General features: G+C 55.8%; 22 protein-coding genes, 2 tRNA genes and 1 pseudogene. 18 read left to right on the top strand and 7 right to left on the bottom strand.

The window, feature by feature from the left end:
• Positions 1 to 10: 10 nt before the first annotated feature.
• Together ACR0JB_RS13255 and ACR0JB_RS13260 are read right to left on the bottom strand one after the other, a co-directional pair.
• Positions 11 to 496, bottom strand: a complete 486-nt coding sequence (locus ACR0JB_RS13255; protein ID WP_170395873.1) for a TRAP transporter small permease — start codon at positions 494 to 496, stop codon at positions 11 to 13.
• Between the two features lie 77 nt (positions 497 to 573).
• Positions 574 to 1,572, bottom strand: a complete 999-nt coding sequence (locus ACR0JB_RS13260) for a TRAP transporter substrate-binding protein (protein ID WP_480789986.1) — start codon at positions 1,570 to 1,572, stop codon at positions 574 to 576.
• Positions 1,573 to 1,689: 117 nt separating this feature from the next.
• Between ACR0JB_RS13260 and ACR0JB_RS13265 the strand changes: the two genes are divergently transcribed.
• The 3 genes and pseudogenes from ACR0JB_RS13265 to ACR0JB_RS13275 all read left to right on the top strand — a co-directional run bounded on the left by ACR0JB_RS13265 (position 1,690) and on the right by ACR0JB_RS13275 (position 4,610).
• Complete coding sequence (locus tag ACR0JB_RS13265; RefSeq protein WP_170395877.1) at positions 1,690 to 2,361, top strand: GntR family transcriptional regulator; 672 nt, start codon at positions 1,690 to 1,692, stop codon at positions 2,359 to 2,361.
• A gap of 72 nt (positions 2,362 to 2,433) precedes the next feature.
• Positions 2,434 to 2,544 (top strand): annotated as a pseudogene (locus ACR0JB_RS13270) (IS6 family transposase); the annotation flags it as partial.
• A 497-nt stretch (positions 2,545 to 3,041) separates the two neighbouring features.
• Positions 3,042 to 4,610 carry an acetolactate synthase large subunit gene (locus ACR0JB_RS13275; RefSeq protein ID WP_254440564.1) on the top strand — a complete coding sequence of 523 codons (1,569 nt, stop codon included), beginning with the start codon at positions 3,042 to 3,044 and terminating at the stop codon, positions 4,608 to 4,610.
• Positions 4,611 to 5,976: 1,366 nt separating this feature from the next.
• Here the strand turns inward: ACR0JB_RS13275 and ACR0JB_RS13280 are convergent.
• Positions 5,977 to 6,051 (bottom strand) — tRNA-Thr (locus ACR0JB_RS13280).
• 83 nt (positions 6,052 to 6,134) lie between these two features.
• On the opposite strand from ACR0JB_RS13280, the gene ACR0JB_RS13285 reads away from it, so the two are divergent.
• The 9 genes from ACR0JB_RS13285 to ACR0JB_RS13325 all read left to right on the top strand — a co-directional run bounded on the left by ACR0JB_RS13285 (position 6,135) and on the right by ACR0JB_RS13325 (position 11,931).
• Positions 6,135 to 6,290 carry a hypothetical protein gene (locus tag ACR0JB_RS13285; protein WP_170350212.1) on the top strand — a complete coding sequence of 52 codons (156 nt, stop codon included), beginning with the start codon at positions 6,135 to 6,137 and terminating at the stop codon, positions 6,288 to 6,290.
• A 6-nt stretch (positions 6,291 to 6,296) separates the two neighbouring features.
• Positions 6,297 to 7,565: a UDP-N-acetylglucosamine 1-carboxyvinyltransferase gene (gene murA / locus ACR0JB_RS13290; protein ID WP_170350213.1), complete on the top strand. Its 1,269-nt coding sequence runs from the start codon at positions 6,297 to 6,299 to the stop codon at positions 7,563 to 7,565.
• Positions 7,562 to 8,038 (top strand): DUF2948 family protein, encoded by a 477-nt coding sequence (locus tag ACR0JB_RS13295; protein ID WP_170395879.1) that lies wholly within the window; start codon positions 7,562 to 7,564, stop codon positions 8,036 to 8,038. The genes murA and ACR0JB_RS13295 overlap by 4 nt, the downstream gene beginning before the upstream one ends.
• Entirely contained in the window at positions 8,039 to 8,557 is a 519-nt protein-coding gene (locus ACR0JB_RS13300) for a GNAT family N-acetyltransferase (protein ID WP_170395881.1), read from the top strand.
• Between the two features lie 60 nt (positions 8,558 to 8,617).
• The gene (gene hisD, locus ACR0JB_RS13305) at positions 8,618 to 9,916 is read left to right on the top strand and encodes a histidinol dehydrogenase (protein WP_170395883.1); all 1,299 of its coding nucleotides are present in this window, start codon (positions 8,618 to 8,620) and stop codon (positions 9,914 to 9,916) included.
• A 92-nt stretch (positions 9,917 to 10,008) separates the two neighbouring features.
• Positions 10,009 to 10,488, top strand: coding sequence for a UPF0262 family protein (locus ACR0JB_RS13310; RefSeq protein ID WP_170350217.1), 480 nt, complete (start codon positions 10,009 to 10,011; stop codon positions 10,486 to 10,488).
• Positions 10,489 to 10,491: 3 nt separating this feature from the next.
• Entirely contained in the window at positions 10,492 to 10,944 is a 453-nt protein-coding gene (locus tag ACR0JB_RS13315) for an arsenate-mycothiol transferase ArsC (protein WP_170350218.1), read from the top strand.
• A gap of 2 nt (positions 10,945 to 10,946) precedes the next feature.
• On the top strand, positions 10,947 to 11,345 hold the full coding sequence (locus tag ACR0JB_RS13320) for a ketosteroid isomerase-related protein (RefSeq protein WP_170395885.1): 399 nt from the start codon (positions 10,947 to 10,949) through the stop codon (positions 11,343 to 11,345).
• Complete coding sequence (locus ACR0JB_RS13325) at positions 11,338 to 11,931, top strand: GNAT family N-acetyltransferase (protein ID WP_367647926.1); 594 nt, start codon at positions 11,338 to 11,340, stop codon at positions 11,929 to 11,931. The genes ACR0JB_RS13320 and ACR0JB_RS13325 overlap by 8 nt, the downstream gene beginning before the upstream one ends.
• A 93-nt stretch (positions 11,932 to 12,024) precedes the next feature.
• Here the strand turns inward: ACR0JB_RS13325 and ACR0JB_RS13330 are convergent, their stop codons facing one another.
• The gene (locus ACR0JB_RS13330; protein WP_170350221.1) at positions 12,025 to 12,345 is read right to left on the bottom strand and encodes a hypothetical protein; all 321 of its coding nucleotides are present in this window, start codon (positions 12,343 to 12,345) and stop codon (positions 12,025 to 12,027) included.
• Between the two features lie 306 nt (positions 12,346 to 12,651).
• Between ACR0JB_RS13330 and ACR0JB_RS13335 the strand changes: the two genes are divergently transcribed.
• The 6 genes from ACR0JB_RS13335 to ACR0JB_RS13360 all read left to right on the top strand — a co-directional run bounded on the left by ACR0JB_RS13335 (position 12,652) and on the right by ACR0JB_RS13360 (position 15,779).
• On the top strand, positions 12,652 to 13,527 hold the full coding sequence (locus ACR0JB_RS13335) for a carbon-nitrogen hydrolase family protein (protein ID WP_170411636.1): 876 nt from the start codon (positions 12,652 to 12,654) through the stop codon (positions 13,525 to 13,527).
• Between the two features lie 91 nt (positions 13,528 to 13,618).
• Positions 13,619 to 13,837, top strand: coding sequence for a translation initiation factor IF-1 (infA, locus tag ACR0JB_RS13340; RefSeq protein ID WP_005978431.1), 219 nt, complete (start codon positions 13,619 to 13,621; stop codon positions 13,835 to 13,837).
• 11 nt (positions 13,838 to 13,848) lie between these two features.
• On the top strand, positions 13,849 to 14,427 hold the full coding sequence (locus ACR0JB_RS13345) for a Maf family protein (RefSeq protein ID WP_170507762.1): 579 nt from the start codon (positions 13,849 to 13,851) through the stop codon (positions 14,425 to 14,427).
• On the top strand, positions 14,424 to 15,446 hold the full coding sequence (locus ACR0JB_RS13350) for a ribonuclease E/G (RefSeq protein WP_170359528.1): 1,023 nt from the start codon (positions 14,424 to 14,426) through the stop codon (positions 15,444 to 15,446). The genes ACR0JB_RS13345 and ACR0JB_RS13350 overlap by 4 nt, the downstream gene beginning before the upstream one ends.
• A complete protein-coding gene (locus ACR0JB_RS13355) occupies positions 15,443 to 15,625 on the top strand; it encodes a DNA gyrase inhibitor YacG (RefSeq protein ID WP_170350225.1) in 183 nt (60 codons plus the stop codon). The genes ACR0JB_RS13350 and ACR0JB_RS13355 overlap by 4 nt, the downstream gene beginning before the upstream one ends.
• 79 nt (positions 15,626 to 15,704) lie before the next feature.
• Positions 15,705 to 15,779, top strand: a tRNA-Phe gene (locus ACR0JB_RS13360).
• 253 nt (positions 15,780 to 16,032) lie between these two features.
• Here the strand turns inward: ACR0JB_RS13360 and ACR0JB_RS13365 are convergent.
• From ACR0JB_RS13365 to ACR0JB_RS13375, 3 genes are all read right to left on the bottom strand, one after another.
• Positions 16,033 to 16,497, bottom strand: a complete 465-nt coding sequence (locus tag ACR0JB_RS13365; protein WP_421597053.1) for an SRPBCC domain-containing protein — start codon at positions 16,495 to 16,497, stop codon at positions 16,033 to 16,035.
• A gap of 3 nt (positions 16,498 to 16,500) precedes the next feature.
• A complete protein-coding gene (locus ACR0JB_RS13370; RefSeq protein ID WP_421597052.1) occupies positions 16,501 to 16,824 on the bottom strand; it encodes an ArsR/SmtB family transcription factor in 324 nt (107 codons plus the stop codon).
• A 340-nt stretch (positions 16,825 to 17,164) separates the two neighbouring features.
• Entirely contained in the window at positions 17,165 to 18,688 is a 1,524-nt protein-coding gene (locus ACR0JB_RS13375) for a winged helix-turn-helix domain-containing tetratricopeptide repeat protein (protein ID WP_171676758.1), read from the bottom strand.
• Positions 18,689 to 18,764: the final 76 nt, after the last annotated feature.

The raw sequence follows: 18,764 nt of genomic DNA on the forward strand, positions 1-18,764 counted from the left end.
GCCGGGCTCCTCACGCTTTGGTCCCTGCGATCAGGCGCAGGGTTCGGATCAGATGTTGAGTGACGCGGATCGCGGACAGGCCCGCACCAACCGGCGCTGAGGCATAAAGGATCGGGATTGGCAGCCCCAGAACAACCGAGGTCTGGCTGGCCACAAAGGGCTGCCGGATCAACTTGATGCATTCAATTGTCAGAACGATCAGAAACCCAAGAACCAGAAGCGCGATCGCAACATCCGCATAAAGCCTCGCCCGCTCGCTGAGGACATCACGCAGGACTGTAATGCGCACATGATCGCCGGTGTGGAAGGCATAGCTGACACCAAGCCAGACAAACCATACAAACAGCCAAAGCGTTAGCTCTTCGCCCCATGAAAGAGAGGCATTCAGAATGTAGCGCATGAACACATTGCCAAAGATCAACAAGACAATCGCGGCCAGAAGTGCGCTGGCTAAGACCTTTTCGGCATTCATATCGATCCATTTGATAACCGACACCGTTCACCTCCCCTGAACGAAAGGGGCACCCGAACCTTCATGGCACGGGTGCCCGTATTGGCTGAGTAGTCCGAGGGTCAGCTTCCGCTCGCTGCGGAAACCGCTGCTACCCAGTCGTCATAGGCTTCGGCGCCAACCTCGTCGCGATACTGCAGACGGACGCTTTCGGTTTTGTCGGCAAAGGCCTGTCGCTGTTCTGCAGTCAGTTCCAGAACCTCGACACCGGCAGCACGGATCTGTTCCAGCTGTTCCGCATCTTCGCTTGCGACCAGTTCCGCCTGATAGTCACGTGCGGCGGCCATCGACTCCCGCACCAGTTGCTGATGCTCTGCGGACAGCGAGTCAAAGAACGGTTTGGAGATGACGGGCATATAGACCGCAAAGACATGGCCCGTGGTCGAAAGGTATTTCTGCACCTCGTAGAAACGTTGTGAGGTAATGATCGCCAGTGGGTTTTCCTGGCCGTCGATCACGCCTTGCTGGAGAGCAGAATAGACCTCACCAAAGTTCATTGGCGTCGGGTTGGCCCCGAGCGTTTCGAATGTCGCTACATGCGCCGGAACCTTCATGGTGCGCAGCTTGACACCCTCGAGATCTGCGGGGGTTGCAACCGGACGGACATTGTTGGTCACGTTGCGTACACCCAACTCCAACCAGCCAAGACCGACCAGCCCCTGGTTTTCGACCCGTGCAAGCATGTCATCACCGGCATCGCCATCAAGAACATCAAAGGCGATGTCTTTGGAGGAATACATGTAGGGCAGTTCAATTACTGCAAAAGCCGGATCCCAGCCCGCGAAGAAAGAAGAAGGAGGAATGGCCATTTCGAGAACGCCGGTTTGAACACCTTCGATCATCTCGCGATCAGGGCCCATCTGCGACGAAGGGAATATCTGTACGTCGATCTCACCATTCGAGCCAGCTTCGACCAGTTCTTCAAATTTCAGTAGCGCGCGATGCATATGAAACGCTTCTGCTGCGCCATGCCCAACCTTAATGACTGTTTCAGCGGATGCTGCAAAAGCAAGCCCGGCTGACATGACGACGCCAAGCGCCAATGTTGATTTCTTGAACAAGGTATCCTCCCACGGATTCAGTTGTTTTCGATCTATTATCTGAGATATCAGATATAATATAGAAATCAAGCTTACATGTGCTATTGTGTTAGAGAGACGAAATAGGACGAAGTGAAAATGACCGAGATTTTGCAGATTAAGCGACCGGATTCGTTGAGTAAAACTGCTGAAGAGCACATACGAAAAGGCATTATCAATGGCACGTTTCAATTGGGTGAATCGTTACCGGAAGTGAAGCTGTCAAATGCCATGGGCATCAGTAAAACTCCGATTCGCGAAGCGCTATCAGCTTTGAATCTTCAGGGGCTCGTTCAGATCTTTCCTCATCGAGGAGCCTTTGTATTCTCTCTTTCTCAAGAGGACGTGGTGCAGCTTTGCCAGTATCGGCTCATCCTAGAATCTGCAGCTTTGGAGCAAGCGCTTGAAAAGAACTCGTCGGTTCTGATCAATGAGCTGGCTACAATTGTTTCTAAGATGTCAGAAGCGCAGGAAGCGGATGAATTCGAGCAGTACTTGGAACTTGACGCCAAGTTTCACGACGCGTTTTTCAGGTCCTGCGGAAACAGTTACCTGCGGAATGGATATCAAAAAGTCAGTGATATCGTCCAAACTATGCGGACACATCTGTCAATGCGTTCCAATCGAACGAAGAAATCTTACAAGGAACATCAAGCGATCACATCGCTATTGGGCGAGGGTAAAGTAAAAGCAGCAACGAACACCCTCAAACGTCAAATCACTCGCGGTGAGCGTTCTTATTCCGATTTGGTTGGTCTGAAGCAAGATTAGTTGTTCTGCCATCTGGGTCTTGTCATAAGAACTTTGCTTGAGCGGGGCAGGGCGGTTGCGTAGCCTTTGCCCATGATCAGGCCTGCCTCTTTTAAGTACTTCAAAACCAGTCCCGAGATCATCCGCGTTGCGGTGATGCTGAACATCCGGTTCCCGCTCTCGCTTCGGAATGTGAATGCTCTAAAAGATGACTAGGTGGATGCCCTTACCCAGTTCGCTGAATATTTGCGTCGAAGCCAAGGAACATATCTCGATACAGATCCTTACTCCGACCGCCGCCAAGGCAACTATCGACCCGAACGACCAAGAAGGGAAGATCGCATGCGGTTCTGACGCTGCGCGAGGGCGCTTTCGACCGAGCTGTGCGTGGGTATCAAATCTTCGACCTCAAACGTCTACGATGAAGCGCAAAGCTGCCATTTGGGCTAATTGCAGCTAATGTCTGCGCAGAGCCCGAAGCGGACGTGCTCGCGCCGTGCCTATCTCACCTCAAGTACGAAAACTTCCGCTCCAAATTCTGGCTCCGCCAAAAGGAATAGCCTAAAGTCCGGAGACTGCTCCACGTCGCGAACGGCTGTGGTACCTTTCGTGGCGGAGTGTCGTGCCGAGAGGAAAATATGTCTAGAAAGAAAGCCTTTTCGTACGAGCATTATATGCAAATGACCGCTTGAAATCAGGCTATGGAACAAATGAACGGCGCTCAGTCACTGGTGAAAACTCTTTTGAACAATGGCGTGGATACGGTCTTCGCAAATCCCGGCACCTCGGAAATGCACTTTGTGGCTGCCTTGGATGAGCACCCGGAGATGAATTGCTGTCTTTGCCTGTTCGAAGGCGGCACGACCGGTGCTGCAGACGGGTATTTTCGCATGAAACGAGATGTTGCGGGCACGCTCCTGCATCTTGCGCCTGGCTTTGGCAACGCATTTGCCAATCTGCACAATGCCAGGAAAGCGGGGTCCGGGATCGTGAACATCGTGGGTGATCACGCAACGCATCACCTCCGGTACGAAAGCCCTTTGAAGGGAGACATCCTCGGTATCAGCCAAGCGGTCAGTCATTGGACGCGAGTGTCATCCAATTCAACCGACGTGGCTATGGATGGAGCGGCTGCGGTTCAGGCTGCCCGGTCGCAAAACGGCCGGGTCGCGACGCTTGTCTTGCCTGCCGACACAGCTTGGAACGAAGCGAACGCAGCGGCAAACCTTTTGGACATCGGAGAAAGCCTCCATCGACCGTCAAAAGGCGACATAGAGGCCGCAGCAGCCCGTCTTATGACACCGAAAGCCGCGCTGATGATTGGCGGATCAGCTCTGTTTGGACCAAAGCGTGCACTGGCTGGAAAAATTGCCGCCGCTACGGGGTGCCGGTTGTTGGCCGATACTCTGATACCTCGTATTTCCAAAGGCGCAGGAACAGCAAAGCTAGACCAACTGGTCTATCCGATATCGCCCAAGACCGTTCAGCTTGAAGCAACGTCTTCGATCACTCTGCTTGGCGCAGATAGGCCAGTCGCCTTTTTTGCCTATCCTGGGAAACCGAGCGTGCCTGAACCACCGCATTGCCCCATTACGGACTTGTGCACACCCACAGATGATATCGAGTGGACGCTGCAAGCGCTCGCCGATGCGGTCGGGGTCACTAGTAAAACGGCGGCAGCAACCTTTCCACTCAATCTACCGGATATACCCGCCGGTCAGCTGACCCTCGAAAAAGTTGGTTTGGCGCTATCCGCGCTGATCCCGGAAAACGCTATAATTTGCAACGAGTCCGTTACGTCAGGGTTTCATGTCATACCGCCGACTGCCACCGCTCGCTCGCATGATCTGCTGGCCGGTACCGGCGGCGCAATTGGGCTGTGTCTGCCTTGCGCAACGGGTGCGGCCATCGCCTGCCCGGACCGACAAGTTATTGCCCTGACTGGGGATGGGTCGGCCATGTACACGCTACAGTCTCTGTGGACTATGGCGCGAGAAAACCTCGACGTGACCGTTATTGTGTTTGCAAACCGAGGCTATCAAATTCTGCGCGATGAACTCACAAATGTCGGTGTAGCGAGCTATGGTCAGAATGCTCAGGCTATGTTTGACGTGGAGAACCCGACACTGGACTGGGTATCTCTGGCGAAAGGCCATGGTGTTCCTGGGGCACGCGCAGATGACATGGACAGATTTGCGAAGGCGCTCTGTGCCGGTCTCTCCAGCGACGGGCCATCTCTGATCGAAGTTGTGTGTCCCCCGCCAGCATGAGTATTGTGACACGGAACCTGAAGAGCAGATGAGACTTGGGGTGCAAACTGCGGATCGGTATAAGTTGATGCTGTGAAAAGACTTTGCGATGGTTCAATCGGCGGTGAAGTTGCCGTTTTGTCCCGCATTGTGTGAGTTCAGCCAGCCGATGAATTTGCGCTTGCAGCGAACGGCAGGTTCGGCGGGCCGCGTCGCAGCACCAGTTGACGACGGTCAATGGCCGGTTAGGGCCATTGGAATTCCCGGATGAATACAAGGTTGGAAAAAACGCACCGGTTTCAGTAGCAATCAGTGATCGTTAAAACCGAAAGGATTTGAGTTTTTTGTAATGAAATCAATGTGCGGTTACTACGAACGCGACGCGAACGTACTTCCATCAAGACATAGACAAATAACAAGAAAAAGAAATTGATAAAGAGCATTCCATCTGCTTGTGTTACGCAATTCACGGTCGCTGTGTTTGCTGCACAATGCCGAAAAACGAAGGCGCGGGTTAGCGAACCTGACGATGGTCGGGGCAGATCTAGTGCTGACGCACGAAGGACGCTTAATCAGAAAGCGGCAACCAGATTGTTTTGCCGGTCCTTCTGTCTCGCCCAGCTTCGCGTTCCTTTTGTCCGTCACGGATCCGGGTGCGGGGATTTTCAATCGGGTCTAGGCTGTTCAGATAGGGTGTCAGGCAATAGAAATCTTGCGGATGCTTACGCGATGGTTTCCAGGTGATCATCGCCCACATCCGCTTTAACATTTTAGCACCTGAACGTTTGTATTAGCTGGGTTTTTCACCTGAATAGCATTGCATGGATTGGGTTGTAGCGACCAGCGATTTCTCTGGGAATTGGGTATTCACCGAAAAACCTCATCTCCTTATTGTGACCTTTGGCTGTAATGTGCCAGCTGCTTACTTTTTTGCTGCAGCCAACGCTCCTTGTGTTCGCAACCCGACCCCTTTGTTGTGCAACTCGATCACTGTAGCGACTCAAGTGACTAATCGGTGTGGGAGAAATTGTAGCGGTTAAAGTGAAGCTCTGATTTTGGATGCTCAATAAAGCACCACCTACATTTTTTCGGAGTGCTTAGGTTTCGGACGAAAGTGAGAATTAAAGAAAAGTCCTTTAGCTTGAGGTATAGAACCCCGAGAATCAGCTTACTTTTCTGTCAGTTAAGGCCCGCTAATTCTGAGGTGGAAGTGTCGCAAGGCTTCGAGAAAACCAATTTCGTATACCACAGTTGGCACTCGCGCCGATTTTTCGGATAGCAAACAAGGAAGTTGAGAATGGTATATTCAAAAGGTGGGCCAAGGGGTGGGCTGTAAATAGAATCAAAAACACAACGCATTGATAATTAGTTGAATTTTTTGGGGATATGGTGCTGCTGGAGAGAATTGAACTCTCGACCTCTCCCTTACCAAGGGAGTGCTCTACCTCTGAGCTACAGCAGCGCTGTGGGCGGGTGATTAGACGCAAACGAAACAGGGCGCAAGGGTCTCTGGACGGTTTTTTTCACCTCCTGTAGAGAAAGATTATGGCAGATAGAAATACACCCAAAAAACATGGCAAATCCGCGGACGCTCGGGAAGAGCGGCTGAAGGCGGCGCTGAAGGCGAATATGGCGCGGCGCAAGGCGCAGGCCAAGGCGCGCGCAAGCTCGGATAACGATGCCGAAAAGGACGAGGGATAAGAGCAGATGGATTCGATTCTGGTGACGGGCAATGGGCCGCTGAACGGTCAGATACCGATTGCGGGGGCCAAGAACGCGTGTTTGACGCTGATGCCCGCAACCTTGCTGAGCGAAGAACCGCTGACGCTGACCAATGCGCCGCGGCTGAGCGACATCAAGACCATGACACAATTGCTGCAGTCTTTGGGGGCTGAGGTGTCGTCGCTGCAGGACGGGCAGGTAATCGCGATGTCGAGTCATGATCTGACCAGCCACACTGCGGATTATGAAATCGTGCGCAAGATGCGTGCGTCCAATTTGGTGTTGGGTCCGATGCTGGCGCGGTTGGGGCAGGCGGTGGTTTCGCTGCCTGGCGGTTGTGCGATTGGCGCGCGACCCATGGACCTGCACGTTGAGGGGCTTGAGGCGCTGGGCGCTGAGATCGAGCTGAAGGACGGCTATCTGCACGCCAAAGCATCCGGCGGGTTGAAAGGCGCAGTCCACGAGATGCGTTTTGCATCCGTGGGCGCGACCGAAAACATCGTCATGGCGGCCACCTTGGCCAAGGGCACCACGGTTCTGAAGAATGCCGCGCGCGAGCCTGAGATCGTCGACCTGGTTGAGTGCCTGCGCAAGATGGGCGCACAAATCTCGGGCGAGGGGACCTCGACCATCGAGATTCAGGGCGTTGATCGCTTGCACGGTGCAACCCATCAGGTTGTGACCGATCGGATTGAGCTGGGCACCTATATGCTGGCCCCGGCCATTTGCGGTGGTGAAGTAGAGTTGCTGGGCGGTCGCATGTCGCTGGTTAACTCCTTTGCTGCCAAGCTTGACGCGGCGGGTGTCAGCGTCACGCAAACCGAAAAGGGTCTGAAAGTGGCGCGCAAGAACGGGCGCGTGACCTCGGTGGATGTGGTGACCGAGCCTTTTCCGGGGTTTCCGACTGACCTGCAGGCGCAGATGATGGCGTTGATGTGTACGGCCGAAGGCACCGCGGTATTGGAAGAACGCATCTTCGAGAATCGCTTTATGCACGCCCCTGAACTGGTGCGCATGGGCGCGAATATCGAAGTGCATGGCGGCACGGCCACTGTTACAGGTGTGGATCAGCTGAAAGGTGCGCCGGTGATGGCAACGGATCTGCGGGCCTCAGTCTCGTTGATTCTGGCGGGTCTGGCAGCTGAGGGCGAAACCACGGTCAGCCGGGTCTATCATCTGGACCGCGGATATGAGCATGTGGTGCGCAAGCTGGAAGGCGTGGGTGCAAAAATAGAACGGATCAAGGGCCAATGACAGACGCAAGTTTCCACGACGGGCGCGAGGCCCCTCTGAATCTGGGTGCCGAGGATGCAGAGGATCTGCAGGTGATCTCGACCCTGGCGCAGGATGCGGTATTTCCTGTAACCGAGATGACATGGCAGCCCTCGCAGCGCCGGTTCGGCCTGTTGCTGAACCGTTTTCGGTGGGAAGATAAGGATGCCGCGACACGCCGTGATCGTCCGTTTGAGCGGGTTCAGGCGGTTCTGGTATTCGATTCGGTGCTGTCGGTGGCCAGTCAGGGCATCGACCGCAGCGACAAGGACATGGTGATGTCCCTGCTGTCGATTGATTTTGAGGCAGGCGAGGACGGGGCGGGTCAGGTTTTGCTGACGCTGGCAGGGGATGGTGCCATCCGGTTGAAGGTCGAGGCACTGGACGCCACGCTCAAGGATGTGACGCGGCCGTACAAGGCCCCTTCGGGTCAGGTACCACATCACCCCGAATAAATGCAGAACAAGCGCGGCATTTCACAGGCATTCTCGCAGATTCCAGCTGGAGTATCCCTGCGCCGCGCAACCGTTTTTGATGTGTTCGATCTGAGTCGGGTGTTGATCCGATCGATCACCCAGCTTTGTGTCGCGGATCATCGGGGCGACCCACAGGCCATCACGCATTGGACCGCAAACAAGGACCCAGCATCCATCCGGGGTTGGATCGTAGCAGGAGCGCACATCTGGCTGGCCGAGCATGCAGGGCAGGTTGCCGCCGTGGGCGGTCTTCGCGACGACGAAATCACGCTGCTGTACATTGACCCGAATCACACTGGTCATGGCATCGGGACCGTCCTGCTGCACCGGCTTGAGAAAGACCTGATTGCCTCAGGTCAATTCGACGTCAGGCTTGAGGCGACAAAAACCGCGCAGGACTTTTACCGGCGGCACGGCTGGCAGGCCACGGGGCAATGTGGTGCGCGTGGCGACGTGTCCTGTTTCGCGATGCGCAAATCGCTGCACCCCAAGGACTAAGGGTTGAGGCCAACTCATCCCGGCGATATGTCCCCATCAAACGCCCCGGAGTGCCTGATCATGCCCGTTTTCCTTGATACCACGTCGTCTGAGTTCGAAACCGCCTTTCAGGCGCTGTTGTCGGCCAAGCGCGAGGACAGCCCGGATGTGGATGCCACCGTGGCGAAAATCATCGATGATGTGCGCAGCCGGGGCGACGCGGCTGTGATCGAATTGACCGCCAAGTTCGATCGGCTTGACTTGACGCCCGTTACGTTGGCCTTTTCCGCAGAAGAAATCGACACTGCGGTTGCGCAGGTTTCGGATACGGACCGCGCTGCGCTGGAACTGGCCGCCGAGCGCATCCGCGCCTATCACGAAAAACAGATGCCTGAGGATCATCAATGGACCGACGAAGCCGGGGCGACACTGGGCTGGCGCTGGTCGGCGGTGTCGGCAGCCGGGCTTTATGTGCCGGGCGGGTTGGCCTCGTACCCCTCGTCAGTTCTGATGAATGCAATTCCGGCCAAGGTGGCGGGGGTTCAGCGGTTGGCTATTACGGTGCCAACGCCAGACGGGCAGGTGAATCCACTGGTCCTATTGGCCGCGCGGCTTTCCGGAGTCGACGAAATCTATCGCATCGGTGGCGCGCAGGCGATTGCAGCGCTGGCCTATGGTACCGCATCCATCGCGCCAGTGGACAAGATCACTGGCCCGGGCAATGCCTTTGTCGCGGCGGCCAAGCGCCGAGTGTTCGGCAAGGTCGGGATCGACATGATTGCCGGTCCATCTGAAATCCTCGTGATCGCGGACAAGGACAATGACCCCGATTGGATCGCGTTGGATCTGCTTAGCCAGGCCGAACATGACGAAAGCGCCCAGTCGATCCTGATCACCGATGATGCGGCCTTTGGACAGGCAGTGGCGCAAGCGGTTGAGAAGCGACTTGAAACCTTGCAACGCCGCGCCATCGCAGGGGCCAGCTGGCGCGACTTTGGGGCAATAATCACCGTGCGCGATTTGGATGAGGCCGCCGCCCTGTCCAATCGCATCGCGCCGGAACACTTGGAGCTTTGCGTCGCCGATCCGGTCGCGCTGAGTGACAAAACCATCCATGCGGGTGCGATTTTCATGGGCCAGTACACGCCCGAGGCCATCGGCGATTATGTTGGTGGCCCAAATCACGTGCTGCCCACCGCGCGCTCGGCCAGGTTCTCATCCGGTCTCAGCGTGATGGATTTTCTAAAACGTACCACGCTCAGCCAGATGACGCCCGACGCGCTGCGCGCCATTGGCCCTGCGGCGGAACAACTGGCGCAATCCGAAAGCCTTGAGGCGCACGGTCTGTCGGTGACGGCCCGCCTCAATGGGCTGAATTGACGCAAAGACCTATGGCACATGGCGTTTCTGTGCGTTGCTCAATGAAAACCATTGCTATAGTTCTGTGCTGAACTGAACGGACCACACGCGACATGACCCGCATTTCACATATCGAACTGGATGATCGAAACCTGCCGCCGCCGACCCCCGAGATCGAGCAAGAGCGCAAGGTCGCCATCTATGATCTGCTGGAAGACAACAGTTTTACCCTTCCTCAACGGGATGGGCGCACGGCGCCGGACGGGCCGTATCACGTGCAACTGTCGATCCGTGAAAAACGTCTGGTCTTTGACATCGCCACCGAGGCCGAGGAAAAAGCCGCCGAGTTCCATCTTTCGCTAGGCCCGTTCAAGCAGGTGGTCAAAGACTATTTTCAGATCTGCGAAAGCTATTTCAACGCGGTCAAGAACCTGCCACCCAGCCAGATCGAAACCATCGATATGGCCCGGCGCGGAATTCACAACGAAGGCAGCCGCGTGTTGCAGGAGCGGCTGGAAGGAAAGGCGGATATTGACACAGACACCGCCCGCCGTCTGTTCACGCTGATTTGCGTGTTGCATTTTGGGGGCTGACGCGTGAAGCCTCTGCCGCAGTCGGTCCTATTTTGTTGCGACCACAACTCGGTCCGGTCTCCGATGGCCGAAGGTATCATGAAGAAATTCTATGGTACCGGCACCTATGTACAGTCTGCTGGCGTCCATAACGACCTTGAGATTGACGGGTTTTGCATTTCCGTTTGTCACGAGATCGGCGTCGAGCTGTCCCGGCATCGCTCGCGGTCCTTTGATGAGATGCAGGAATGGGGCGACGATCTTAGTTCCTTCGACCTGGTCGTGGCTCTGTCGCCCGCCAGTCAGCGTCAGGCGCTGGAATTGACACGGGTTTTTCATCTGGATGTCGATTATTGGCCAATAATGGACCCTACTGGACTGGGCGAGAATCGCGAACAAAAGCTACATCACTACCGACAGACCCGCGATCAGATCATCAAGCATCTGAAAGATCGCTGGGGCGAACCTACGGAGTGACCATGAACCAGACCGTCCAAACCTATTTCGATGCCTTTAACGCCGGCGATGTAGAGGGCATGTTGGCCTGCCTGTCCGAGGATGTGGCCCATCACGTGAACGAAGGTCAAATTCGTGTCGGGAAAGAGAAATTCGTGGCTTTTTGCGATCACATGAACCGCTGCTATCGCGAGAACCTGACTGATATCGTGGTTTTCGAGGCCAAGGGCGGCACACGTGCAGCGGCCGAATTCATCGTGAACGGCACCTATCTGGAAACTGACGAGGGCCTGCCCGAGGCCCACGGCCAGACCTACCGCCTGCCAGCGGGGTCGTTCTTTGACCTTAGGGATGGCAAGATCACCCGCGTCACCACCTTCTACAATCTTGCAGACTGGACCAAGCAGGTGTCCGGTGGCTGAGGTCACCGCCGTCCGCCCCCTGATCGGAGCGGCGCTAGAGGCCGCTCTGGACGATGTGGCGCGCTTGCGGATCGAAGTGTTTCGGGCGTGGCCCTACCTTTATGATGGCGATCTGACATATGAGCGGAAATATCTGCAATCCTATCGTGACAGCGACAAAGCAATTGTCGTCGGCGCCTTTGACAGCGATCGCCTGATTGGCGCGTCAACTGGGGCACCGCTGACTGACCACGCCGACGATTTCGCGGCGGCGTTTGAGGGCACCGGGCTGGATCTGTCGCAGATCTTCTACTGCGCGGAATCCGTTTTGTTGTCCGATTATCGAGGTCAGGGCGTTGGCCATAAGTTTTTCGATCTGCGTGAGGAGCATGCCCGCGCACTGGGTTTCAGCAAATGCGCCTTTTGCGGCGTACAGCGCCCGGCGGATCACCCGATGCGGCCCGAAAACTACCGGCCGCTGGACGCCTTCTGGCGGGCGCGGGGATATGAGCCGCTGTCAGGCGCCGTCGCCCAGTTCTCGTGGAAGGATATCGGGGAAAAAGGCGAGACGCTGAAGCCGCTGCAGTTCTGGATACGGGATATCTAACAGACGGTGCTGACCCGTTAGCATGTAGCAATCCCGCAAATTGGCCGGCCTTTCCGATCTTCAGGGGAAACTGATGGTCGCCAGAACGAAGTGCTATGCCTTCTTTTCCCACCCTCGCTTTACGCCAGCCAAAATTGCTGGTCCTGCTTCTGCAGTTGGCACAATTTCCATGATGTCATTGTGAAAAAGCGGCCAGAATTGCGCACAGATCCCAATTACTTCGGCTTTGGAGTCCGCCTCAAGGAGAACATAGCCCTCAGTATTGCTTATCCAACCTGTGAATTTGACTGGGCCTTCCCCTTCCACAAGTTCGCTGGCGTCGCCGACCATATCGGTCCACGCAGCGATCTCCCCCTCGCGGTCTTTTGGCCATGCCGCCGCCGAGCAAGTGAAGTGATTAATGTAATGAGGCATGTCAATTTCTCCCGTTATGAAAAACCCTAAGCATCGGTTGAGTGTTACACAGTCTAACACCGCCAGATTACGCTCCGGTAAGGTGCATTACAATTTTGCCGACAGCGTCCGATTTGACAGCTTGGTAACGTTGCCGAAATTGGTTAATGCAAATCTGGACAGTAATGCAGGTTTATTGGGTCGTCCAAACCAACTCTGTACTGGGTAATTTGCGGGCTGGCGCGCTTACTTTTGGTTCAATTGAGCTGTACAGGCTATCCATTTGCAATCTACTGTCGCGTGACCAAAAGATTTGGGTTTCAAAAAATGAAAGTCGCAACCGCTGCCTATAACCTCGATTGGCTCGACAGTTGGGCGCAGTATGAGGACAAGCTAGGCCGCTGGGTCTCAGACGCCGCCGGACAGGGGGCTGAGTTGCTGGTCTATCCTGAATACGGTGCGATGGAGTTGTCGACATTGGATGGGGTCGACGTCGCGGGCGATCTCGAGCGTTCGATCCGGGCAGTGTCTGATCGGATGGAGGCAGCGCGGGCCCTGCATCAGCGTCTTGCACAGGAATACAAGACCTACATTCTGGGCGCGTCGGCCCCGATTGTGGATGGGCCGGGCCGACCGGTAAACCGTGCGGTACTCTATGCGCCCGATGGTGGGCAGGATCATCAAGACAAACAGATCATGACCCGCTTTGAGCGCGAAGACTGGGATATCGCGCCGGGCGGACCGCTGAAACTATTCGATACCGCGTTGGGCAAGATCGGCGTGTTGATCTGCTATGACAGCGAATTTCCTCTGTTGGGCCATGCGCTGAGCGAGGCCGATCTGATCCTGGTCCCCTCATGTACCGAGGCTTTGGCAGGCTATTGGCGGGTTCGGATCGGCGCGATGTCACGGGCGCTGGAAAATCAATGCGTTACGGTGATGGCGTCTCTGGTCGGGGACAATGACTGGTCCGAGGCGGTGGACAAGAATACCGGCACCGGCGGCATTTTCGGCCCACCCGACAAGGGGTTTCCTGCGACTGGTGTGTTGGCCGAAGGCGCTTTGAACCAGCCGGGATGGACCTATGCGGATATCGACCTTTCAGCAATTGCCGAAGTTCGCACCGATGGGCATGTTCTGAACCGCACTCATTGGGAGGAGCAGTCGCCGCGAGTCGATTCCGTCACATTATCGCGCCTTTAGGTGATTCTGGCCTTGAAATAAGCCCAAAATGGGCTCATTTAAGCGCACATCCCCGTAGATTCTGCGGGTGCAACGTAATGATGGAGACAACATGGCCAAGGAAGATACGCTCGAATTTCCCGGTGTCGTGAAGGAACTCCTGCCTAATGCGACGTTTCGGGTCGAGCTGGAAAACGGCCATGAGATCATCGCACATACGGCAGGCAAGATGCGCAAGAACCGCATCCGTGTTCTGGCCGGCGACAAGGTTCAGGTCGAGATGACCCCCTATGATCTGACCAAGGGTCGGATCAACTACCGCTTCAAGTAACGCCTGCCGCAATGGCGTTTATCTTAGGATCGGGCAGCCCACGGCGGCTGGACCTGCTGGCCCAGCTTGGCGTGCAGCCCGATGCAATTCGCGCCCCCGACATTGACGAAACGCCTTTGAAAGGCGAATTGCCAGTGCCTTACTGTAATCGTATTACACGGGCAAAAGTGCAGGCTATTCAGGCGGATAGCGATGATGTCACCCTGTGTGCGGATACGACCGTCGCGCTTGGCCGTCGCATTCTGGGCAAGCCCGAAGATGCGGGGCAGGCGGCCGAATTCCTACATGCGCTGTCCGGTCGGCGGCATCGCGTGATCACTTCGGTCGCTGTGCGACGTGGCGATCGGGTGTTGCAACGTGATGTGGTCTCGCAGGTCAAGGTCAAGCGCCTGTCGGACGTTGAAATCAATGCCTATCTGGCAACCGGAGACTGGCAGGGCAAAGCAGGTGCTTACGCCATTCAAGGTCCGGCCGGGGCGTTCATTCCCTGGATTTTAGGTTCGTTCACCGGCATCGTAGGGCTACCCCTGTCTGAAACTGCCGCCCTTTTGCAGGGTATCGGCTATCCCTTGTATCGTGAGGTGTCATGAAGGGCCGCACCATCGTTCTGGATCATATCGACAACCGCGAAGCTGCTGCCTTAATGGTGGATGGCAAGCTGGATGATTTCCTGATCGCAGGGGGTGCCCCCGCACCGGGCACGATCTATCGCGCCCGTGCCGACCGCCCCGTCAAAGGGCAGGGTGGCATGTTCCTGACAACTCCCGACGGTCCGGCCTTCTTGCGGCAGGTGAAGGGATTGGCCCCGAGCACCCTGATGCTGGTGCAGATCACTGGCTATGCAGAGCCGGGTAAGGCGCTGCCAGTCACAGATCGCATCCTGTTCAAAAGCCGCTATGCGATTGTCACACCCGAAGCGCCAGGTCTGAATATTTCACGCTCAATCCGTGACGAGGACGAGCGCGACCGTCTGCTTGAGATTGCGCATGAATGCATGGACGGCAGCACTTATGGCCTGATTCTGCGCTCTTGTTGTCTGGGTGAAGATGCGGGCGAGATCGCCGAGGACATCAACGCCATGCTGGCCCATGCCGATCAGGTTTTGAATGATCCGGGAACCGAACCCGAGCTGTTGTTGGAGGGCGATGGCCCTCACGTTCTGGCCTGGCGCGACTGGACCGACCCGGCCGAAGTGGTGACGCAGGACGGAAGCTTTGAAACACAGGGCGTGTTAGATGCGTTGGACGAGGTGCGCGGTATTTCCGAGCCGCTTCCGGGCGGCGGGCACTTGTATATTCAGCCCACACGCGCCCTGGTCGCAGTGGATGTAAACACCGGATCCGACACCTCAATGGCCGCCGGAACGAAGGCGAACTTCGCCTGCGCCAAGGTGTTGGCACGTGCGTTGCGCGTGCGGGGTCTGGGCGGGCAAATCACCTTGGACCTTGCCCCAATGCCCAAGAAAGATCGGCGCGGTTTTGAATCAGCCCTGCGCGCCGCGTTCAAGGCAGATGGAATTGAAACCACCCTGGCGGGTTGGACACCATTGGGCCATTACGAACTGCAACGCAAACGCGGCCGTATTCCACTGACGGAGGTGTTGAAATGAGTTGCCCGATCTGTGGTGAAGACACGGTAACCAAGTTCCGCCCCTTCTGTTCAAAACGCTGTGCCGACCTCGATCTGGCCAAGTGGTTGAACGGCTCATATGCGGTTCCGTCGCAGCGGGAAGAGGACTTGGACACGGATGGATCCGAAGGTCAAACCGAGCAATCGCGTCCACACTGAAAAAATCTGAAAAAGCCTCTGGACACTGCCTGTGGCAAGTCATAGAAGGCCTCCACCCAACGATGAACATCGTTCCCGTGCCCGGGTAGCTCAGGGGTAGAGCAGTGGATTGAAAATCCTCGTGTCGGTGGTTCGATTCCGCCCCCGGGCACCACTTAAATTAAACAAAAACAGATGCTTATCCTATTTCACGCGTTCAGCGCGAAGCGCGTTTTCGCGTTTGGGTGACAATTTGGGTGACAGCTGACGAGTTTTGCACCTGATTTTCTTGTAAGCGGACATTGATGGACACCGCAGCGAAGGACTGCTCGGAGCCCACACCTACCAAATGCCGCACGCCGCTCGAATGGCCGCTCACAGCGCCGCCGTTTGGAGGAATGAGCGGCCATAGACTTTCTACTGCGCAATCAAGCGACCTTTTCAGTCAACATCGAAGCTAGATTATCAAGTGCCTTCGTATAGCCGTCGCGATGACCTTGGACGCCGCCCTTTCCCACAAACGATGTAACCTGATCTGTCAGGTGCAAAATGGTGGTTCCATCTGGCGCTTTGTTAAGATCGAACGTGATGAGCGCGATGGTCAGCATGTTATCGCCGTCCCAAAGCTCCTCCGTGAAGGTGATAAGCTTTCCTTCTTCAACGAGATGGTAAGCGACATCCATGCGCCAATTCAGTTCCTCACCGCGTGTGCCGCATATGCCTGTCTCCGAACCGCCTGTTCGGACGTTGCTTTCCAGAATGCGGATTTCGGTTGTGTCGTCAGGTGCAGACCACATCTCGCGGGCTTTCGGGTCCGTGTAGGCTCGGAATACGTCCTCTGGTGAAGCTGGTAGCGATTTTTCCAGCGTCACGGTCTCATGGTAAATATCCATGGGTCAGTCCTTTTTGTTGTGAGTGAGATGTTCGGAAAGCTTGTCGAGGCGCGCTTCCCAAAGTGCGCGGCGATCAGAAAACCATTTTTCAAGCTGGCTCATCGCTGCCGGGTTAATCGAGCAAGTTCGAACCCGACCGATTTTCTCGCTCGTGATGAGACCTGTTCTTTCTAAAACGCCGAGATGTTTAGTGAATGCCGGAAGAGCCATGTCATAAGGCTCTGCCAGTTCGCTTACGCTGGCAGGGGCTTTCAGCAGGCGCTCCACGACCGCTAATCGCGTGGGATCAGCAAGAGCGTGGAACTGTGTATGTAATTGGTTATCCATTTGGTTAAGTTACAGAGCAAACGACTTAGCGTCAATAACACTTTGCTATTTGGTTAAGTTTAGTAGCGGCTTCAGATTAGGCTGCTGTGAGCCCAAAGAGACCGCTTCTGCAGCGGGCATCAATGTCAGCTTCTCTGGTGGTGGCTAAAGCAACTGGTTCGAACTGTGGCCTGCATTGTCAACAATGGTCTTGGCGGCGCGAACTTATTGAGGTCAGCGGAATGAACTGACACCACTTTCTATCTGAGCTCCGAGGTAAAGACGAAGAGGTTTATTCTGCAAGTCATTAAGGTCGAGTGCGCCAACCGATCTTACGGACCTGTCCTGCGTCAACACCTGTCTAAAAACCCAGTTGTGTCAGAGCGGCCCGACCGGTGTTTCGGGCCAGGCCCTCAGGCAGCGGAAAGGCTGCAAAAAACTGGTCCTGATTGGCGTCTGGGCGGCGGGAACGGGCGCGGGACGCAAAATGCCTTGCCTCATTGCTGTTGCCGCAAGCCTCATGGGTCATCGCCGCCAACATGTCTATGAGGAAATGAGCACCGGGTGTGCGCGCGGACCTGTCCGCCCATTCGGCGGCACCGGCCCAGTCTTGTCGATTGACCCGGACCCACGCTTTCATGCCGTGCATCCCGTAAAGAAGCGGGTCTAGCGGGCTGAGACGCGTGGCAAGTTCGGATGTGCGATCAATACTGTCTGAACTGATCCCATTCAACGTTTGAACAAGACCAAACGAGTAATGGCCCTGGGCATAGTTTGGATTCAGTTGGACGGCCCGTTCCAAGTGATGCGTCGCTGACTCCAAATCATGCAACATCCAGTAACTTCTGCCGAAAACAAAATTGCAAAAGGGATCGTCGGGGGCAAGCTCCATAGCCCTTTCGGCGGCGCGCAGGGCTTCCTGTGCGGCGGCCCCGCGATCTTCGTCAAAACTTGTGAAGGCACGTTGAAAGGCGACAAATGACAGACCCGCATGCGCGCGGGCAAAATCGGGAGCCCTTGAGAGGGCCTCCTGAAAATACTGAGCCGACCTGGCGTTATCTTCGGAGGTGAAACGGTAAATTTGGTTGAGACCAAGGTGAAAGAAACTCCAGGCATCTAAAGCTTCGGTATCAAGCGCCTTGGCTTGAATGGCCTGATGGCGCGGCACATGCATTTCCGCAGCAGAGACAACGGAATTGGCAACAGTTGCTTTGATCGTAAAGATGTCATCCAGCTTGCCGTGAAACCTGTCGGCCCAGATAACCTCTCCTGTCTTGGACGATGTCATGACCGGAGACACGGTTACGCTTTTGGCGCGGATCTCTACGGACCCAGTAACAACGTAATCGACATCCAGCCGCTCTTGCGCTTCCCTCCCGTCGGCCACTTGAAAGCTAGAAGCCCGTGCAATGACCGTCAGCGACCGGGTCAAAGACAGAGTAACGATCAGCTCATGAGCCAAGGCAGGGGCAATGATCGTTGCGCGGTCCAAGTCGCCGAACGCACTGAACGGGAGCACAGCGATAGACGGAGCCGACCCCTCCGCTGATGAAAAGCCGGCCATGTCGGGGTTCATTCGCTTCACGACCGGAACTACCAACCTATAGCCCCGGCCCCTTACCGTGCGAATGACGCGCTGGTGTTCGCCGTCATCTCCTATTGCCGCGCGGGCCGATCGGACACGGCTGGCGATCGCCGCATCTGAGATCGCTGCCCCGTTCCAGATCGTATCAATTATGTCTGTCTGAGAGGTCAGACCTTCGCCGTTCTTGACCAGCAACTCCAGCAGCAGGAAGACTTGCCGCTCGACAGGAATTTCCTGTCCGCCGCATCGCAGTTCAGCCGAACCCGTATCCAGTTCAAAATCACCAAAACAATAAATCATCGCTTACAATAACATCTCTACAGGATTTCTACAGATGTTCTGCAAGCTCTGACGCCAAAGCTGGAATAGAGTTGAT

It is taken from the genome of Ruegeria sp. BI7 (genome assembly GCF_056537925.1).